The 16,369-nt window shown below is 56.1% G+C and carries 13 protein-coding genes; 9 read left to right on the plus strand and 4 right to left on the minus strand.

The features are described from left to right. Positions 1 to 65: 65 nt before the first annotated feature. A complete protein-coding gene (locus HRR99_RS05970) occupies positions 66 to 1,349 on the plus strand; it encodes an O-acetylhomoserine aminocarboxypropyltransferase (RefSeq protein WP_233123116.1) in 1,284 nt (427 codons plus the stop codon). Positions 1,350 to 1,369: 20 nt separating this feature from the next. Continuing rightward, the gene (locus HRR99_RS05975) at positions 1,370 to 1,726 is read left to right on the plus strand and encodes a cupin domain-containing protein (RefSeq protein ID WP_233123117.1); all 357 of its coding nucleotides are present in this window, start codon (positions 1,370 to 1,372) and stop codon (positions 1,724 to 1,726) included. Here HRR99_RS05975 and HRR99_RS05980 read toward each other — a convergent pair. The 4 genes from HRR99_RS05980 to HRR99_RS05995 all read right to left on the minus strand — a co-directional run bounded on the left by HRR99_RS05980 (position 1,716) and on the right by HRR99_RS05995 (position 6,544). Next, positions 1,716 to 2,240 (minus strand): DUF3601 domain-containing protein, encoded by a 525-nt coding sequence (locus tag HRR99_RS05980; protein ID WP_233123118.1) that lies wholly within the window; start codon positions 2,238 to 2,240, stop codon positions 1,716 to 1,718. The genes HRR99_RS05975 and HRR99_RS05980 overlap by 11 nt on opposite strands. Then, positions 2,209 to 3,456 carry a cytochrome P450 gene (locus tag HRR99_RS05985; protein ID WP_233123119.1) on the minus strand — a complete coding sequence of 416 codons (1,248 nt, stop codon included), beginning with the start codon at positions 3,454 to 3,456 and terminating at the stop codon, positions 2,209 to 2,211. Before HRR99_RS05985 ends, HRR99_RS05980 begins: the two co-directional genes overlap by 32 nt. 41 nt (positions 3,457 to 3,497) lie before the next feature. Next, positions 3,498 to 5,255, minus strand: a complete 1,758-nt coding sequence (ggt, locus tag HRR99_RS05990) for a gamma-glutamyltransferase (protein ID WP_233123120.1) — start codon at positions 5,253 to 5,255, stop codon at positions 3,498 to 3,500. A gap of 62 nt (positions 5,256 to 5,317) precedes the next feature. After that, positions 5,318 to 6,544, minus strand: coding sequence for a GGDEF domain-containing protein (locus tag HRR99_RS05995; RefSeq protein ID WP_233123121.1), 1,227 nt, complete (start codon positions 6,542 to 6,544; stop codon positions 5,318 to 5,320). A gap of 479 nt (positions 6,545 to 7,023) precedes the next feature. Here HRR99_RS05995 and clpP point away from each other — a divergent pair, with 479 nt between their 5' ends. The 7 genes from clpP (at position 7,024) to HRR99_RS06030 (ending at position 16,357) form a co-directional block, all read left to right on the plus strand. Further along, positions 7,024 to 7,656, plus strand: coding sequence for an ATP-dependent Clp endopeptidase proteolytic subunit ClpP (gene clpP, locus HRR99_RS06000; protein WP_233123122.1), 633 nt, complete (start codon positions 7,024 to 7,026; stop codon positions 7,654 to 7,656). Positions 7,657 to 8,012: 356 nt separating this feature from the next. Then, positions 8,013 to 9,290: an ATP-dependent Clp protease ATP-binding subunit ClpX gene (clpX, locus tag HRR99_RS06005; RefSeq protein ID WP_111838973.1), complete on the plus strand. Its 1,278-nt coding sequence runs from the start codon at positions 8,013 to 8,015 to the stop codon at positions 9,288 to 9,290. 410 nt (positions 9,291 to 9,700) lie between these two features. Then, positions 9,701 to 12,118, plus strand: coding sequence for an endopeptidase La (gene lon / locus HRR99_RS06010; RefSeq protein ID WP_112499432.1), 2,418 nt, complete (start codon positions 9,701 to 9,703; stop codon positions 12,116 to 12,118). A gap of 201 nt (positions 12,119 to 12,319) precedes the next feature. Then, on the plus strand, positions 12,320 to 12,595 hold the full coding sequence (hupB, locus tag HRR99_RS06015; protein WP_042619695.1) for a DNA-binding protein HupB: 276 nt from the start codon (positions 12,320 to 12,322) through the stop codon (positions 12,593 to 12,595). A gap of 271 nt (positions 12,596 to 12,866) precedes the next feature. Next, the gene (locus HRR99_RS06020; protein WP_233123123.1) at positions 12,867 to 15,065 is read left to right on the plus strand and encodes an esterase-like activity of phytase family protein; all 2,199 of its coding nucleotides are present in this window, start codon (positions 12,867 to 12,869) and stop codon (positions 15,063 to 15,065) included. Between the two features lie 187 nt (positions 15,066 to 15,252). Continuing rightward, positions 15,253 to 15,891 (plus strand): VOC family protein, encoded by a 639-nt coding sequence (locus HRR99_RS06025; RefSeq protein WP_233123124.1) that lies wholly within the window; start codon positions 15,253 to 15,255, stop codon positions 15,889 to 15,891. Positions 15,892 to 16,042: 151 nt separating this feature from the next. After that, positions 16,043 to 16,357: a GNAT family N-acetyltransferase gene (locus HRR99_RS06030; RefSeq protein ID WP_233123125.1), complete on the plus strand. Its 315-nt coding sequence runs from the start codon at positions 16,043 to 16,045 to the stop codon at positions 16,355 to 16,357. The last annotated feature ends 12 nt before the right edge of the window (positions 16,358 to 16,369 follow it).

Raw genomic sequence — 16,369 nt, forward strand, 5'->3', positions numbered from 1 at the left:
TTCGCCTTGAGGGCGTTATTATCCCTCTGCTCTCAAGGCAGGAAAAACATAAATCGGAGGGACACATGTCAGAGAATAATCCGGGCTTTTCGACACTGGCAATTCACGCCGGAGCCGAGCCAGACCCAACGACAGGCGCACGCGCCACGCCGATCTACCAGACGACAGCATACGAATTCCGTGATTCCGATCACGCTGCTGCGCTATTCGGGCTGAAGGAATTCGGTAACATCTACACCCGCATCATGAACCCGACGCAAGCGGTGCTGGAAGAGCGCGTTGCAGCCCTCGAAGGCGGCACGGCGGCTTTGGCCGTTGCGTCTGGCCACGCAGCGCAGTTGCTCGTGTTCCACACGCTCCTGCAATCTGGCGATAATTTCGTCGCGGCCCGCCAGCTTTACGGTGGCTCCATCAACCAGTTCGGCCATTCCTTCCAGAATTTCGGCTGGCAGGTGCGGTGGGCGGATGCGGCGGATTCCGGCAGTTTCGAAAGCGAGATCGATGAGCGCACCAAGGCGATCTTCATCGAGAGCCTGGCCAACCCCGGTGGCACTTTCGTCGATATCGCAGCCATTGCAGAAGTCGCCCATAAGCACGGCCTCCCGCTGATCGTGGATAACACCATGGCGAGCCCTTATCTGCTGCGCCCAATCGAACATGGTGCCGATATCGTCGTGCACTCGCTCACCAAGTTCCTCGGCGGCCATGGCAACTCCATGGGTGGAATCATCATCGATGGCGGCACCTTCGACTGGTCGGCCAGCGACAAATTCCCGGCATTGTCCAAGCCGCGACCAGAATATTCCGGCGTCGTGCTGCACCAGACATTCGGCAACTTCGCTTTTGCCATTGCAACCCGTGTCCTTGGCTTGCGAGACCTTGGCCCATCCATCGCGCCATTCAACGCGTTTCTGATTCTCACTGGCATCGAGACGCTGGCCTTGCGTGTTCAACGCCATTCGGACAACGCTCTTGCCGTGGCCAAATGGTTGAACGCACATCCAAAAGTCGGCTGGGTCAATTATGCCGGTCTTGAGGACAGCGACAATCACGCGCTGCAACAGCGTTATTCGCCAAAGGGGGCAGGGTCTGTCTTTACATTCGGTGTGAAGGACGGTTATGCGGCAGGCAAGGCCATCGTCGAAGGTTTGCAACTGTTCTCGCACGTCGCCAACATCGGTGATACGCGCTCGCTCGTCATCCATCCGGCCTCCACCACCCATGCCCAGCTGACGCCAGAGCAACAGACGGCGGCAGGTGCCGGACCGGACGTCGTGCGTCTGTCCGTCGGCATCGAAGACGTAAAGGACATCATCGCAGACCTCGAGCAGGCGCTCGCAAAGGTCTGATCAAAAAAGGAAGGTCGCTCATGACGCATAGTCTCAACTTCAAGTCAGAGGGCGACCTCGCCACCATCCAGCCGGAAAAGGGTGCGCCTGCACCTGACCGTCTCATCTCGGGCAATCCAGAGTTCACGACTTGGAACCTCGAAGAAGCATCAGGCGGTCTCTATGCGGGCATCTGGCAATCGACGCCCGGAAAGTGGCGTGTCGAATATGACGAGTGGGAATATTTCAACATTCTAGAAGGCTACTCCGTCCTCACCGAAGACGGTGCAGACCCAATCCACCTGAGACCCGGTGATCGGCTTATTCTCAGACCCGGCTTTAAGGGACGCTGGGAAGTGGTTGAAACGACTCGCAAGGATTATGTGGTCAGGGTGTAAGGGGGCCTGAGGGTAGCCCGGCGATGGGAGGATCATAAGGTTTGCCAAGCATTTTAAGTGCATCGCTTCTATCAGAGGGATCCACTGCGGCCTTAAAATAACGCATTGGATCCCTCTTGAAGGCGCTGCAAATTTTCTCTGGTGATTCTGGAAAGAGATCGACAAATTCGAAGATGCGTTCGCGGTCTCCGTCATGAAAGAAGAGCCGGTACACTCCATCATATGGAAAGCAGTACCAGCCCAAAAACCAAAACCGTTCTCCGGCTGAAGCTGCTCCAGTGGCGTTGGCTTTGAAAGCGCATATGCACTCGTAGTACCCACCAAAGTAAAGATCGACATTATAGTCTTTGTCCGCATTTAATCCTTTGCGACAAGTCTCCAAGTGTCCGTGGCCCGAGACGTAAGGTGAGATAACGTTTCGTGCCCAATCGATAGCGTTCTGATCCACGCGGAACTCAATCTGTGATTGTTGATGATGTTTGCTACCACACCAAATCCAGCCGCTCAAGTCCATGAAAATGATAGACGTCCTTCACCGTCGGCGGGCTCGCTAGGCGTAGGTTGGGCAAGCGCTTGAAAAGCAGTGGCAACACGATGTTGAGTTCCAGCCTTGCGAGCGGTGCGCCGATGCAAAAGTGGATGCCAGCGCCGAAAGAGAGGTTGGGGGCTTCGGCGCGATCCGGTTTGAAGGTGAGGGGATCGGTGAATTTCTGCGGGTCCAGATTGGCTGCGGCAAGGATCAGGCTGAGCTTGTCGCCGCGTTGAAACTGGACGCCATCGACCTCGACCGGCTCCAGTGCCCAGCGTTGAAAGATGTGGACCGGCGCGCCGATGCGCAACGTTTCCTCGACGGTTCTTTCTGTCGTCTTTTCATCCATAAACAGCGTGGCGGGGTCGAGACCACTTTTGAGGATGACATCAACGGAATTACCGATCTGGTGCACTGTTGCTTCATGTCCGGCGTTGAGAAGCACGATCGTGGTCGAGATCAACTCATCGTCTGTAAGAAGCTGGCCTTTGTGTTCCGTGTGGATCATGTGGCTGAGCAGATCGTCCTTCGGCTCGGCGCGACGTTGTACAATGACGGTGCGGATATAATCAGCGAACTCCTGGGCAGCTATATCTGCGGCCAGCTCATCGGCGCGGGTGCGCTTGAACATGTACATGCCGACATAGGCATGGGACCACTTCAGCAGTTGCGGACCCATCTCTTCGGGGATGCCGATCATCCGCGCGATCATGGTCACGGGGATGATATCTGCAAAGGATGAGAGCAGTTCCGTCTTTCCATCATGCTCGAAGCGGTCGATCAACCCTTTGGCCAACTCCTCGATTTCTGGCTTCATCTTTTCGACGTGCCGCGACACGAAGGCACGGTTCACCAGCGTGCGCAGCCGCGTATGCTCGGGCGGCTCGATTTCCAGCAGGGAATGGCGCTCTGCCGCATCGAAGTGGCGCGTGTGTTCTGCGGGCTCGGGCAATCCCAACTCTTCGCGGCTGGCAATGTGGAGAATTTGCCGTCCGAAGCGTCTGTCGCGCAGCAGGGCGTTCACGTGGTCATAACTGGTGAAGAACCATTGCTTCTGCTCTTCCCAGAAGAAGGTGGGACAATGTGCATGCAATGCAGCATAGGCAGCGTTAGGCGCGCTGTAGAAAGCGGGGTTACGAGCGTCGAGCGAAACCGAGCGGGTACCTGGCGAGATGCGGAGGAAATCGGGCAATGTTGTCATGCCCGATCTTTAGCCCAAGGCGGTGCGGTGCGAAAGCGGTTCTATTCCCCTACTGCCACACCTTCGCGCCTCGGATCGGCACTGCCGATCAGTCCGCTGCCGGTGATTTCTATCGCGTGCAGGCCGGAATTCATCTCTCCGGGTTTCACCTCGTAACCCATCGCCTTTAGCGGCTCTGCGAATTTTTCCCCAGTTGTTCCGGCTTCGATGTCGTAGGTTCCGAAGCGATTGATGAGGTGCGGCTGCGCCACGATCTGCTCCACCGGCATGCCCCAGTCGATATAGGCCACCAGCGCCTGCGCAACATAGCCGATGATCTGACTGCCGCCGGGCGAGCCGATGGCCAGCAGCGGCTTTCCGTCCTTCATGACGATGGTCGGCGCCATGGAGGAGCGCGGTCTTTTACCCGGCTCCACACGGTTGGCGACGGGCAGGCTGCCATCATGCGTCTTGAATGAGAAGTCCGTGAGTTCGTTGTTGAGCAGGAAGCCGTTGGTCATGAGCCGCGAGCCGAAGCCGCTCTCGATTGTCGTCGTCATGGAAAGCACGTTGCCCTGTTTGTCGACGATCACGAAATGGCTGGTCGATGGCATTTCCAACGCCGGGCCGCGACCGAACAATAGGGCGTGATCCCACTCAGGCTCGCCTGCCTTCACAGCGTCGGCTGCTAGAGCTTTGTCGCCGTCCAGAAGGGCGGCGCGGGTGGCCAGATAATCCTTGCGCAACAGTCCCTTGATGGGGAGTGGCATGAAATCCGGGTCTGCCAGATAGCGTTCGCGGTCCGCAAAAGCGAGGCGCTGCGCATCGCCGATCAGACGCCAGCTCTCGACATTGTCGGCCCCGAGCGCCTTGATATCGAAGTTCTCGATGGTGCCGAGGATTTGGCCGACAGCGACAGCACCGGAGGAGGGTGGTCCCATGCCGCAAATATCCAGCGCCCGGTAGCTAGCACAGACCGGGTCACGTTCCTTGGTGCGATAATTGGAGAGATCGGCCAGCGACAGAACGCCGGGATTGCCGGTGGCCTCGCGCACCGTCTTGACGATGGCCTCGGCAATGGGGCCGCTGTAAAACGCATCGGCACCCTTGGTGGCGATGGTCTTTAGAGTTTCCGCATAGGCCGGATTTTTGAGAACGGTGCCTGCCTTGAGCGGCGCGCCGGATGCATCGTAGAAATAGTTTCGCGCGCCCTCGAATCTTTTCAGCCGGTCTCCCTCTGACGCAATGAGAGAAGCAAGGCGGGGCGATACGGTAAAGCCGTTGGACGCCAGCGTTTCTGCGGGTTTGAGCAAATCCGCCAAGGGCAGCTTGCCGTACTTCTTGTGAACATCCGATAGCAATCGCACCGTGCCCGGCGTGCCGACAGAGCGACCGCCCACCACCGCGTCCATGAATTTCAGCGGCTGACCGCTCTCATCGAGAAAGAGTTTCGGCGTTGCTTCCATCGGCGCGGTTTCACGCCCATCGAAGGTGGTCAGCTTCTTTTGTGCGGCGTCGTAGTAGACGAGAAAGCTGCCGCCACCCAGACCGGAGCTTTGTGGCTCAACCAGCCCCAGAACGGTCTGAACCGCCACCATGGCGTCAATCGCGTTGCCACCATTGGCGATCACCTTGCGGCCCGCCTCCGCTGCCAGCGGATTGGCGGCGGCCACCATGAAGTCTTTGGCTTGGACGCGCTTTGCGGTGGTCGTTCCCGTCGCGCGTTCCGGCGCGAGTGTGTCGGAAGCCTGTTGGGCATGCGCGGTGCCGGTGACCAGTGTGGCGGATATCAATAGGCTGGTGACGAAGCCGAGATGCATGGCGAACCCTCCGTTGCTTGCGTCCATGATGGGAGAGCAAGCGCCCGAAGGTCAAGTCGCCATTAGCGATTGGCGATGTTTGCGATGCGGGTGAGGGCGGCAACCTGCCTGTCCGCATTGTTGTCGCAGGGGTCTTCGTCACGGTCGTTGGCGGGAATGACGATGTTGATCGAGCCTTCGCGAACGACGGTGCGATTACGCCCCTCTTTCTTTGCGCCGTAAAGCGCGCGGTCCGACATCGTCAGCATAGCGTTGAGATCGGCATCCGGCGCTCTCTGGCAGAAAACGCCAGCGCTGACGGTGGCGGAGAAGCGTTGGGCATCGGCAAACATTTCCAGCCTGCTGAAGTGGATGCGGATGGCTTCGGCCAAAATGGCAACCTTGGCAGGATCGTCGGTTTCGATCAGACAGCCGAACTCCTCGCCGCCCATGCGGATCACCACGCCTTGTCCATCGGCAATCATCCCGGCCTGGGCGCAGAACTTCACCAGCACATCGTCACCGCACTGGTGGCCGTATTCATCGTTGATTTTTTTGAAGTGGTCGATATCGAAAAGGATGAAACCGATATGCCGCGACGTGCTGGAGAAACGCGCCTTCATGGCATCGAAAGCTTGCGCCAGCCCACGGCGGTTGAGTGTTCCCGTCAGGTGATCCGTCATCGCCAGATATTGGAGTCGGCGCTCTGCATCTTCCGTGAACATCTTGACGCTGAGCATCATCAGCACCGTGAAGCCGAATGCGCCGACGACGGCTATCGGGCCCGTCAGGGGTATGATCTGACCCGTCGCCAGATTGTAGGGAATAACGAGCGAAGCGGCCACGGCGCCTGCGAAGGATTGGACGATAAGTGCCGTCGCCAGAACTTTTCGGGTTTTCGAAATGAACTCTTTCGATGTCAGCAACACGCCCGCCAGCATGAAATATCCGATACCGGCGCAGACGTGGTAAAGAATGATCCGCGCGCTCGTGGTGTCACGAACAGGCGGAACGAACATGAAGGCGATCCAGACCAGAGGCGGAATGGCCACCCAGCCTTCGATCTTGCGGCCTTCCAGCAACAAGAGACCCGCCAGCCAGAAGCTGAAGCCCGCCAGTGCCGATATGTTGCCGAACTGGATGGATATGAAATCGGGTATTACGCCACGCAGTGCGACAAGTATGGCACCGATGCCTACAAGAGCGAAACCTATACCGAAACACAGGTGGTGCTTCTTGGTCGGCTGATGCAGCCACAGAACGGCCAGAACCGCCGAAAGCGTCAAGGTCTCCATGGACCAGAGTAGCATGCCCGTTTTGGCGTCTAACACAGACCAAACCCCATCCGTCTCGGTGTTGCGCGGATAGGTGAGCTGCATACTTAGAAAAGTACGCGACCATTCCGCATCTTAAACGAATTCCAGGTAAATACCTTCAGCCACGCTGGGGTGGTGTAAAATCGCCTCGGCAGCACTATCTGCCTCAATAACTAACAAGTCGTTTCTACTTGACGTTACGAGAGGTGACGAATGAATTATTTCAACGTGTTTAACCTTTGGTTGACCAACTTTGCGTTTCATCGTTGATGACGTCATTGCGCGTAGGAATGCCGGTGGTGTCATTTCGCGCGGCCCTGTAAGGCGACATGATCATTTGCCGGTGCGACATTAAGGATATCCGTCACCTCAGTCTTGAAGAACCGGGCAATCACACTCTATGTAGAGAGTAGACGAATAGAATTGATTCCGGCTGCGAATGCTCGCCGGTTAAGAGTTGACAAAGGACGGACATGACAAATCCAGTTGATACCGCCATGGCTCTGGTGCCGATGGTCGTGGAACAGACCAATCGCGGCGAGCGGTCCTACGATATCTATTCGCGTCTTCTCAAAGAGCGGATCATCTTCCTGACCGGTCCGGTCGAAGACCACATGGCATCGCTCGTTTGCGCACAGCTGCTGTTCCTGGAATCGGAAAACCCGAAGAAGGAAATCGCGCTGTACATCAATTCACCTGGTGGTGTCGTGACCGCCGGTATGGCGATTTACGATACGATGCAGTTCATCCGTCCTGCCGTGTCCACGCTGTGCGTCGGTCAGGCCGCGTCCATGGGTTCGCTGCTTCTGGCGGCCGGTGAAAAGGGCATGCGCTTCTGCACGCCCAATGCACGTATCATGGTTCACCAGCCATCTGGCGGTTTCCAGGGCCAGGCTTCCGACATCGAGCGTCACGCCCGCGACATCATCAAGATGAAGCGCCGCCTCAATGACGTCTATGTGAAGCACACGGGCCGCACGCTTGAAGAAGTTGAAAATACCCTCGACCGTGACCATTTCATGGATGCGGATGAAGCGAAGAACTGGGGTGTCGTCGACAAGATTCTGACATCACGTCAGGAAATCGAAGGCGCGACCGTAAGCTAAATTGCTGTTGTTCCGCGCAGGCTTTGAAGCTCCGAAGTGAAATTCGGGGTTTCAACGGAAAAATAAAGCGGTAATAGTAGTTATTAAGGCTGTGTTGAATTTTTATGACATAGCTTGAGATAAGCCTGCCTTAGCCTGATTTCGGGTTGAGAAGGGTGTTTGACCGAATAACCGGGCGAAGGCCCTGGAATTTGAAGGGGAATTCGTTGCCGCCGTCTATCAGGTCAAAAGCCTGATGCGGTTAGTACCCCGGGAACGAAGCGGACATGGATGCTTATAGGAAGCGACCGGTCCGCAGACGGTAAGTTGACCGCGTTTCGCATTGCGAAATTGCGGCGTGCTGGAAGGAAAGAGATATGAGCAAAGTCAGCGGCAGCAACGGCGGCGACTCTAAAAATACACTCTATTGTTCATTCTGCGGCAAGAGCCAGCACGAAGTCCGGAAACTCATTGCCGGGCCGACAGTATTCATCTGCGATGAATGCGTCGAATTGTGCATGGACATCATCCGCGAGGAGAACAAGACCTCGATGGTAAAGTCGCGCGAGGGTGTGCCCACCCCGCAGGACATCATCAAGATTCTCGATGAATATGTCATCGGACAGAAGCAGGCGAAGAAAATCCTGTCCGTGGCTGTTCACAACCATTACAAGCGCCTCGCGAATTCGTCGAAGAACGGCGATATCGAGTTGGCGAAATCCAACATCATGCTGGTCGGCCCAACCGGTTGCGGCAAGACCTATCTCGCCCAGACCTTGGCCCGCATCATCGATGTGCCCTTCACAATGGCTGACGCAACAACACTGACCGAAGCCGGTTACGTGGGTGAGGATGTCGAAAACATCATCCTCAAGCTGCTCCAGTCTGCCGATTACAACGTTGAACGCGCCCAGCGCGGCATCGTCTATATCGACGAAGTGGACAAGATTTCCCGCAAGTCGGACAATCCTTCGATCACACGCGACGTGTCGGGCGAGGGCGTCCAGCAAGCGCTTCTGAAGATCATGGAAGGTACGGTTGCTTCCGTTCCTCCACAGGGTGGCCGCAAGCATCCGCAGCAGGAATTCCTGCAGGTGGATACGACCAACATCCTGTTCATCTGCGGCGGCGCATTTGCCGGTCTCGACAAGATCATTTCTGCCCGTGGCGAAAAGACCTCGATCGGTTTTGGCGCAACGGTGAAGGCGGAAGACGATCGTCGCGTTGGCGAAGTGCTGCGTGAACTGGAGCCGGAAGATCTCGTCAAGTTTGGCCTCATCCCGGAATTCATCGGTCGTCTGCCGGTTCTGGCAACGCTCGAAGATTTGGATGAAGACGCACTGATCCAGATTCTGTCGGAGCCGAAGAACGCACTGATCAAGCAGTATCAGCGCCTGTTCGAGATGGAAGACGTGGAACTGACATTCCAGGGAGATGCCCTGCGTGAGATCGCTCGCAAGGCGATCACGCGTAAGACCGGTGCACGCGGACTGCGTTCGATCATGGAGAAAATCCTGCTCGATACCATGTTCGAATTGCCGACCCTGGAAGGTGTGCGTGAAGTCGTCATTTCCGACGACGTCGTCAGCGGTGCTGCGCGTCCGCTCTACATCTATGCTGATCGTCAGGACGAGAAGGCCAACGTTTCGGCCTGATCCATCATCGATAACAGAAATAGCGAAAGGTCTGCCTCTGGTGGGCCTTTTTGCGTATTATGCACGGGAAAGGACGCATTATCCCGTTGTGGTTCCATTTTGCGTTTGGAGCGCATTGCGCTTTGCTGCTAAAGTTTTAGAAGTGATTTGCAGCGCTGTATGACGTTTTTTTGAACGTCGGCTGTTTTCCCTGATCGTACTAGCGGAAGGATGATCGGGAGGGCGGGAGCGCAGAGTGATGTATTGCGTATTCAGGATTTTATCCGGCCCGGTGGGGCAGGGTATATGCTCTTGTGACTTGAAAATGACAGTGGCGAACTCCACTTTCAGTCACGACAAAGAATATGCCGGAAACTCCCAAGAAAGTCCGGCAGGCGTCCCTCTCAAGGGGACCATTGAAAGGAAATGATATGACGAACATTACGTCTGCTGCATCTGGTGGTACATATCCCGTACTTCCTCTGCGCGACATTGTCGTTTTCCCGCATATGATCGTTCCGCTGTTCGTTGGCCGGGAAAAATCCATCCGTGCTCTGGAAGAGGTCATGGGCTCCGACAAGCAGATCATGCTTGTCACGCAGATCAACGCCAGTGACGACGACCCGGACACTTCTGCAATCCACCGCGTCGGCACCATTGCAAACGTCCTGCAATTGCTGAAGCTGCCGGATGGTACCGTCAAGGTGCTGGTTGAAGGTAAGGGCCGCGCCAAGATCGAAGAATACACAGATCGCGAAGATTTCTACGAGGCAACTGCTGTTTCGCTGGGTGAGCCCGAGGAAGACCCGGTCGAAATCGAAGCACTGTCGCGCTCGGTGGTTTCCGAGTTCGAGAGCTACGTAAAGCTCAACAAGAAGATCTCGCCTGAGGTCGTTGGCGCTGCCGGCCAGATCGACGACTATTCCAAGCTCGCCGATACGGTCGCATCGCATCTGTCCATTAAGATCGTTGAAAAGCAGGAAATGCTTGAAACGGTGAGCGTGAAGCAGCGCCTTGAAAAGGCACTCGGCTTCATGGAAGGCGAGATTTCCGTTCTTCAGGTCGAGAAGCGTATCCGCTCGCGCGTCAAGCGCCAGATGGAAAAGACCCAGCGCGAATATTATCTGAACGAGCAGATGAAGGCGATCCAGAAGGAGCTTGGCGACGGCGAGGATGGCCGCGACGAGATGGCCGAGCTGGAAGAGCGCATCTCCAAGACGAAGCTTTCTAAGGAGGCCCGCGAAAAGGCGGATGCCGAAATGAAAAAGCTGCGTCAGATGAGCCCGATGTCTGCCGAATCGACTGTCGTTCGCAACTATCTCGATTGGTTGATTGGTCTGCCATGGGGCAAGAAGTCCAAGATCAAGACCGACCTGAATGCTGCTGAATCCGTTCTCGAACTCGATCATTTCGGCCTCGACAAGGTCAAGGAACGCATCGTCGAATATCTCGCCGTGCAGGCCCGTGCGACGAAGATTCGCGGCCCGATCCTATGCCTTGTGGGTCCTCCAGGCGTCGGTAAAACGTCGCTTGCCAAGTCGATTGCCAAGGCAACCGGTCGCGAATATGTCCGCATGGCACTGGGTGGCGTTCGCGATGAGGCGGAAATCCGCGGTCACCGTCGGACCTATATCGGCTCCATGCCTGGCAAAATCGTTCAGTCGATGAAGAAAGCCAAGAAGTCCAATCCGCTCTTCCTGCTCGATGAAATCGACAAGATGGGCCAGGATTTCCGTGGCGATCCGTCGTCCGCTCTGCTGGAGGTCCTGGATCCGGAACAGAACTCCACATTCATGGACCACTATCTCGAAGTGGAATATGACCTGTCGGACGTCATGTTCGTGACCACGGCCAATACGCTGAACATTCCTGGCCCATTGATGGACCGTATGGAAGTCATCCGTATCGCCGGTTACACGGAAGACGAAAAGCGCGAAATCGCTAAGCGTCACCTGCTGCCAAAGGCCATCAAGGAACATGCGTTGCGCCCGGAGGAGTTCTCCGTCAGCGACGATGCTCTGATGGCCATCAGCCAGCAATACACCCGTGAAGCAGGCGTTCGTAACTTTGAGCGCGAATTGATGAAACTGGCGCGTAAGGCCGTGACCGAGATCATCAAGGGCAAGTCGACATCCGTTGCTGTCACCGCCGCCAACATTCAGGACTATCTGGGTGTGCCGCGCTTCCGCCACGGCGAAGCCGAGCGTGAAGATCAGGTCGGTGTCGTCACCGGTCTTGCATGGACCGAGGTGGGCGGCGAGTTGCTCACCATCGAAGGCGTCATGATGCCGGGCAAGGGTCGTATGACCGTGACCGGTAACCTGAAGGAAGTGATGAAGGAATCAATTTCAGCTGCGGCGTCCTATGTCCGCTCGCGCGCGGTTGATTTCGGCATTGAGCCTCCACGTTTCGACAAGTCTGATATCCACGTTCACGTGCCAGAAGGTGCGACACCGAAGGATGGTCCATCTGCCGGTGTGGCCATGGCCACCGCAATCGTGTCGATCATGACCGGTATTGCTGTCGATAAGAATGTTGCGATGACGGGTGAAATCACTCTTCGTGGTCGCGTTCTGCCGATTGGCGGTTTGAAGGAGAAGTTGCTTGCGGCGCTTCGTGGCGGCATCAAGAAGGTGCTGATCCCCGAAGAGAACGCGAAAGACCTCGCCGACATTCCCGATAACGTGAAAAACGAGATGGAAATCATCCCGGTTTCGCTCATGGGAGAGGTGCTGAAACATGCGCTGGTCCGCATGCCTGACCCTATCGAATGGGATGGTAGCATCGAGACGCCGTTGATTGCGACCGTTGAAGGTGTGGACGATGGCGGCCAGACAATCGCACATTGAGATGTGACTGACAGGTCTGGTGCTAATTTAGCACAAAAACGTTGAAAGGCTGGCAGAAATGCCAGCCTTTTTTGTGAAAAGATTGCTGGACCCCTTGTTTTTCAGGCCATTCCAGCGCTTTTGGGTGGCGGTACGCGAATAGATAAGTATTCTGCGCCAATCCAATTTGAGTCGTTTCAAACCATTGAAAGGGGTGGAAACATGAACAAGAACGAGCTCGTTTCTGCAGTTGCCGAAAAGGCTGGTCTTACTAAGGCTGATGCCGCTTCTGCCGTCGACGCAGTATTCGAAACCGTCCAGGGCGAACTGAAGGCCGGTGGCGACATTCGTCTCGCTGGCTTCGGCAGCTTCACCGTAAGCCGCCGCGAAGCCTCCAAGGGCCGTAACCCATCCACGGGTGCAGAAGTCGATATTCCGGCTCGCAACGTTCCAAAGTTCTCTGCAGGCAAGGGCCTGAAGGATGCTGTTAACTCCTAAGTTTCCGGGAGCTGTCTGCGCCTACGGCGTGGCAACAGTGTTCAGGTATACCAGGAATGAATTTGGCTCTTTGCTCAATTGAGCGAAATGACGCCACTGAAATGCTAAAAGCCCGGCTCTGTCCGGGCTTTTTGTTTTCAGGTGAGTTCCTGCTATCGATCTTTGATTACAATACGCCTCATATTCTTTAGCGCTTTCTGATTGTCATGCGCCCGTCACGTCCATGTCGCAAAAGCCATCATGCATTTTTCAATGCCATGAAGGGGATACCATGACATTTCGCTTTTCCAGTGCCGCGCTTACCGCTGCCCTGTTTGCATCCGCCGCCTTTCCAGCCGCTGCCGAGCAGGTCTTTAACCGCGTCGCATCCTTTCCGGTCGCTCTCAATCTGCCCGCTGACAAGGACCAGAAAACGATAACCTCGGCGGAAATCGTCACTGCCAGTGAAGATGGCAACACGCTTGTCTACTCCGACAGCCCGCTTGGTGGCATCGGGTTCATCGACATCAAGGATGCCAAGGCCCCGAAGGCGCTTGGCGCGCTGATGATGGATGGCGAACCGACATCGGTTGCCGTGTCGGGCTCCAAGGTTCTTGCTGGCGTCAACACCTCCGAGAGCTACGTCAAACCATCGGGCAAGCTGGTGACGGTCGATATCGCCACCCGCAAGATCGAAGCCAGTTGCGACCTTGGCGGTCAGCCGGACTCGGTTGCTATTTCTCCTGATAAGAGCTTCGTAGCGATTGCCATCGAAAACGAGCGCGACGAAGAGGTCAATGACGGCGCGCTTCCGCAAATGCCTGCCGGTTTCCTTGTCACGATCGGCCTGAAAGATGGCGCACCGGATTGCTCGACGCTGAAGAAGATCGATGTCACCGGCCTTGCCGAAATCTCCCCTGAAGATCCAGAGCCGGAATTCGTTTCCATCAATGCCAATGGCGAGATTGCTCTGACGCTTCAGGAAAACAACCACATCGTCATCATCGACGGCAAAAGCGGAAAAGTGACCAGCCACTTTTCCGCCGGTACGGTTGATCTGAAGGGCATCGACACCAAGACCGATGGCCAGTTGAAATTCACAGACAGCCAGGATGCGCGCAAGCGCGAGCCGGACGCCGTGAAATGGCTGGACAATGACCGCATCGTCATCGCCAACGAGGGTGACTGGCAGGGCGGCTCACGTGGTTTCACCATTTTCGATAAGACCGGCAATCTTCTCTATGAAGCCAATTCGTCCTTCGAACATGCCGTCGCAGCGCTCGGCCACTACCCGGAAAAGCGTTCCAAGGCGAAGGGCATCGAGCCTGAAGGTCTTGAGACCGCGACGTTCGGTAATGATAAATATTTCTTCGTTCTGGCCGAGCGCGCATCCGTCGTTGGCGTTTACAAAGATACCGGCGGCCAGCCACAACTCACACAGATCCTGCCATCGGGCATTTCGCCGGAAGGTGCAGTCGCCATTCCCTCCCGAAACCTGCTGGTGACAGCCAACGAGGCCGATCTGGTCGAGGATGGCGGCGCCCGCTCGCATGTGATGATTTATGAGCGTGCGGAAGGCGAGGCGGCTTATCCACAGCTCACCTCTGCCACCGTTGATGGCGCACCCATCGGTTGGGGCGCTCTTTCCGGCCTCGTTGGCGATGCGGACAAGGATGGTATTCTCTACGCAATCTCCGACTCGGTCTACGGCAACCAACCCTCGATCTACACCATCGACGCCACCAAGAAGCCTGCAGTGATCACCAGCGTTCTGCGCGTAAAGCGTGACGGTCAGCCTGCGCAAAAACTCGACATGGAAGGCATCACGCTGGATGGCAAGGGCGGCTTCTGGGTCGCATCCGAAGGCAACAGCGAAAAGCTCGTTCCGCACGCGCTTTACAACATCAATGCCAAAGGCGAGATCAAGGCCGAGATTGCTCTTCCAAAAGAATTGCTGGAAGGCGAAACCCGCTTCGGTTTCGAAGGCGTGACGTTGATCGGCAAGGGCGATGACGCAACGCTTTGGATGGCCGTTCAGCGCGAATGGGGCAAGGCTGAAAAAGGCAAGGTTAAGCTCGTCTCCTACAATCTGAAGTCCAAGGAGTGGGGTGCCGTGCACTATCAGCTTGATAAGACCGATGACGGCTGGGTCGGCCTATCCGAGATTACCGCGCACGGCGACAACGTCTATATCGTCGAGCGCGATAACCAGATCGGTGACAAAGCTAAGATCAAGAAGCTCTACAGCGTCGCAATCGCTGACCTGAAGCCGGGCAAGATCGGTGGTGAACTGCCGCTCGTCAAAAAGACCGAAGTGCACGATTTCCTGCCGGACCTGAAAGCCCAGACCAACGGTTATGTCGTCGACAAGCTGGAAGGCTTCGCCTTCGACAAATCCGGCAAGGCGTTCGCTGTGACAGACAATGATGGCGTTGACGATTCGTCCGGTGAGACTTTGTTCTTCCCGGTCGATATCAAGGGGACGCATTAAGCGCGAGGCGGATGGCCGGGATGTTGATATCTCGGCATCAGGACGACATGAGAAGTCAGCATTGATATTGAAGCGCTCGCAATCGACAGGTTGCGGGCGTTTTTATTGAGGGACATATTGTCACCACGCATTTTGGCAGCCACTGCTGCGCCGTCTATATTTGCAACAGATGCATTGGAATTCACGCATGCTGAAGCTCGACCACCTTACAGTCATCGCCCCGACCTTGAGCGACGGGGTTTCGCATGTCGAAAATTGTCTCGGTGTCAGCGTGCCCTTCGTGACGAACCACGAATATATGGGCACCCACAATCATCGCCTTCAGCTGGGAAATTCCATCTATCTCGAGATCGTGGCTCTCGATCCGGTTGGCAAAACGCCTGGTCGTGCGCGCTGGTTCGGTCTCGACAATCAGGAGAAAGTGAGAGCAGACTGGAATGAAGGGCGCCGTTTACGAGGATGGGTTGCCAATACGAATGCGATCGATCCTGTCGTTGCACGGCATGGCGCAATTCTGGGCGAAAAGGTCTCGCTGCCGGATGACGATCCAACTTTCGACTTCGCCATTCCCAGGGATGGTGCACTCCCTTTGGACGGCGTCGCTCCCTCAGTGATCGACCATTGGGGAGACGACGCCTATGTGGCCTTAATTCCCGATCTGGGCGCGCGACTTCGCTCTCTCACACTTGAGCATCCCGACCCTGCCAGCATCGGGGCCCTTTACCGCGAACTGGGAGTCGATCATCCACCGATTATTGTTCAAAGTCCGTCAATCCGCTACCGCGCCCTCATCGACACACCCAGTGGATTGCGAGAGCTGACCTGAACCGGAAGAAACTCGAGGGACAGAATATTTGCCAATACGAATTGAGATAGAAAGCCAGCCCCATGAGCAAGACCAGCGTCGCATCGATGACGGGCTGGACATATTCAATTTCGCAAAAGCCGGGCCGGACAATCCGCAGGATTTATGGGTTATGGCGCGGGACGCCAACGAAAGCCTGATCGGCGGCCTGAAAGGGCGTTCAACCTATGCCTGGCTTTTTATCGACTGGCTGTGGGTTTCATCCGAGGTGCGGGGGCAGGGCGTCGGCGCGAAACTCATGAAGAAGGCAGAGGATGCCGCGCAGCAACGTAAATGCCTTGGCGCTTACGTGTCTACGTTCAGTTTCCAGGCACCGGAATTTTATCGTCGGATCGGCTATGAGGATTTTGGACGAATCGAGGACTTTCCGGTCGGCCACGCCTGCATTTGGCTCAAAAAGACTTTTAACCAGCCAGAAAACGCGTGAGGCCCGCTTGGA

The organism is Agrobacterium vaccinii, assembly GCF_021310995.1.
GTDB classification, from domain to species: Bacteria; Pseudomonadota; Alphaproteobacteria; order Rhizobiales; family Rhizobiaceae; genus Agrobacterium; species Agrobacterium vaccinii.

Excerpts from the sequence above, each read along its gene's own strand:
- HRR99_RS05970 (WP_233123116.1), top strand. The coding sequence starts at position 66 with ATGTCAGAGAATAATCCGGGCTTTTCGACACTGGCAATTCACGCCGGA.
- HRR99_RS05975 (WP_233123117.1), top strand. The coding sequence starts at position 1,370 with ATGACGCATAGTCTCAACTTCAAGTCAGAGGGCGACCTCGCCACCATC.
- HRR99_RS05980 (WP_233123118.1), bottom strand. The coding sequence starts at position 2,240 with ATGGACTTGAGCGGCTGGATTTGGTGTGGTAGCAAACATCATCAACAA.
- HRR99_RS05985 (WP_233123119.1), bottom strand. The coding sequence starts at position 3,456 with ATGACAACATTGCCCGATTTCCTCCGCATCTCGCCAGGTACCCGCTCG.
- ggt (WP_233123120.1), bottom strand. The coding sequence starts at position 5,255 with ATGCATCTCGGCTTCGTCACCAGCCTATTGATATCCGCCACACTGGTC.
- HRR99_RS05995 (WP_233123121.1), bottom strand. The coding sequence starts at position 6,544 with ATGCTACTCTGGTCCATGGAGACCTTGACGCTTTCGGCGGTTCTGGCC.
- clpP (WP_233123122.1), top strand. The coding sequence starts at position 7,024 with ATGACAAATCCAGTTGATACCGCCATGGCTCTGGTGCCGATGGTCGTG.
- clpX (WP_111838973.1), top strand. The coding sequence starts at position 8,013 with ATGAGCAAAGTCAGCGGCAGCAACGGCGGCGACTCTAAAAATACACTC.
- lon (WP_112499432.1), top strand. The coding sequence starts at position 9,701 with ATGACGAACATTACGTCTGCTGCATCTGGTGGTACATATCCCGTACTT.
- hupB (WP_042619695.1), top strand. The coding sequence starts at position 12,320 with ATGAACAAGAACGAGCTCGTTTCTGCAGTTGCCGAAAAGGCTGGTCTT.
- HRR99_RS06020 (WP_233123123.1), top strand. The coding sequence starts at position 12,867 with ATGACATTTCGCTTTTCCAGTGCCGCGCTTACCGCTGCCCTGTTTGCA.
- HRR99_RS06025 (WP_233123124.1), top strand. The coding sequence starts at position 15,253 with ATGCTGAAGCTCGACCACCTTACAGTCATCGCCCCGACCTTGAGCGAC.
- HRR99_RS06030 (WP_233123125.1), top strand. The coding sequence starts at position 16,043 with ATGGCGCGGGACGCCAACGAAAGCCTGATCGGCGGCCTGAAAGGGCGT.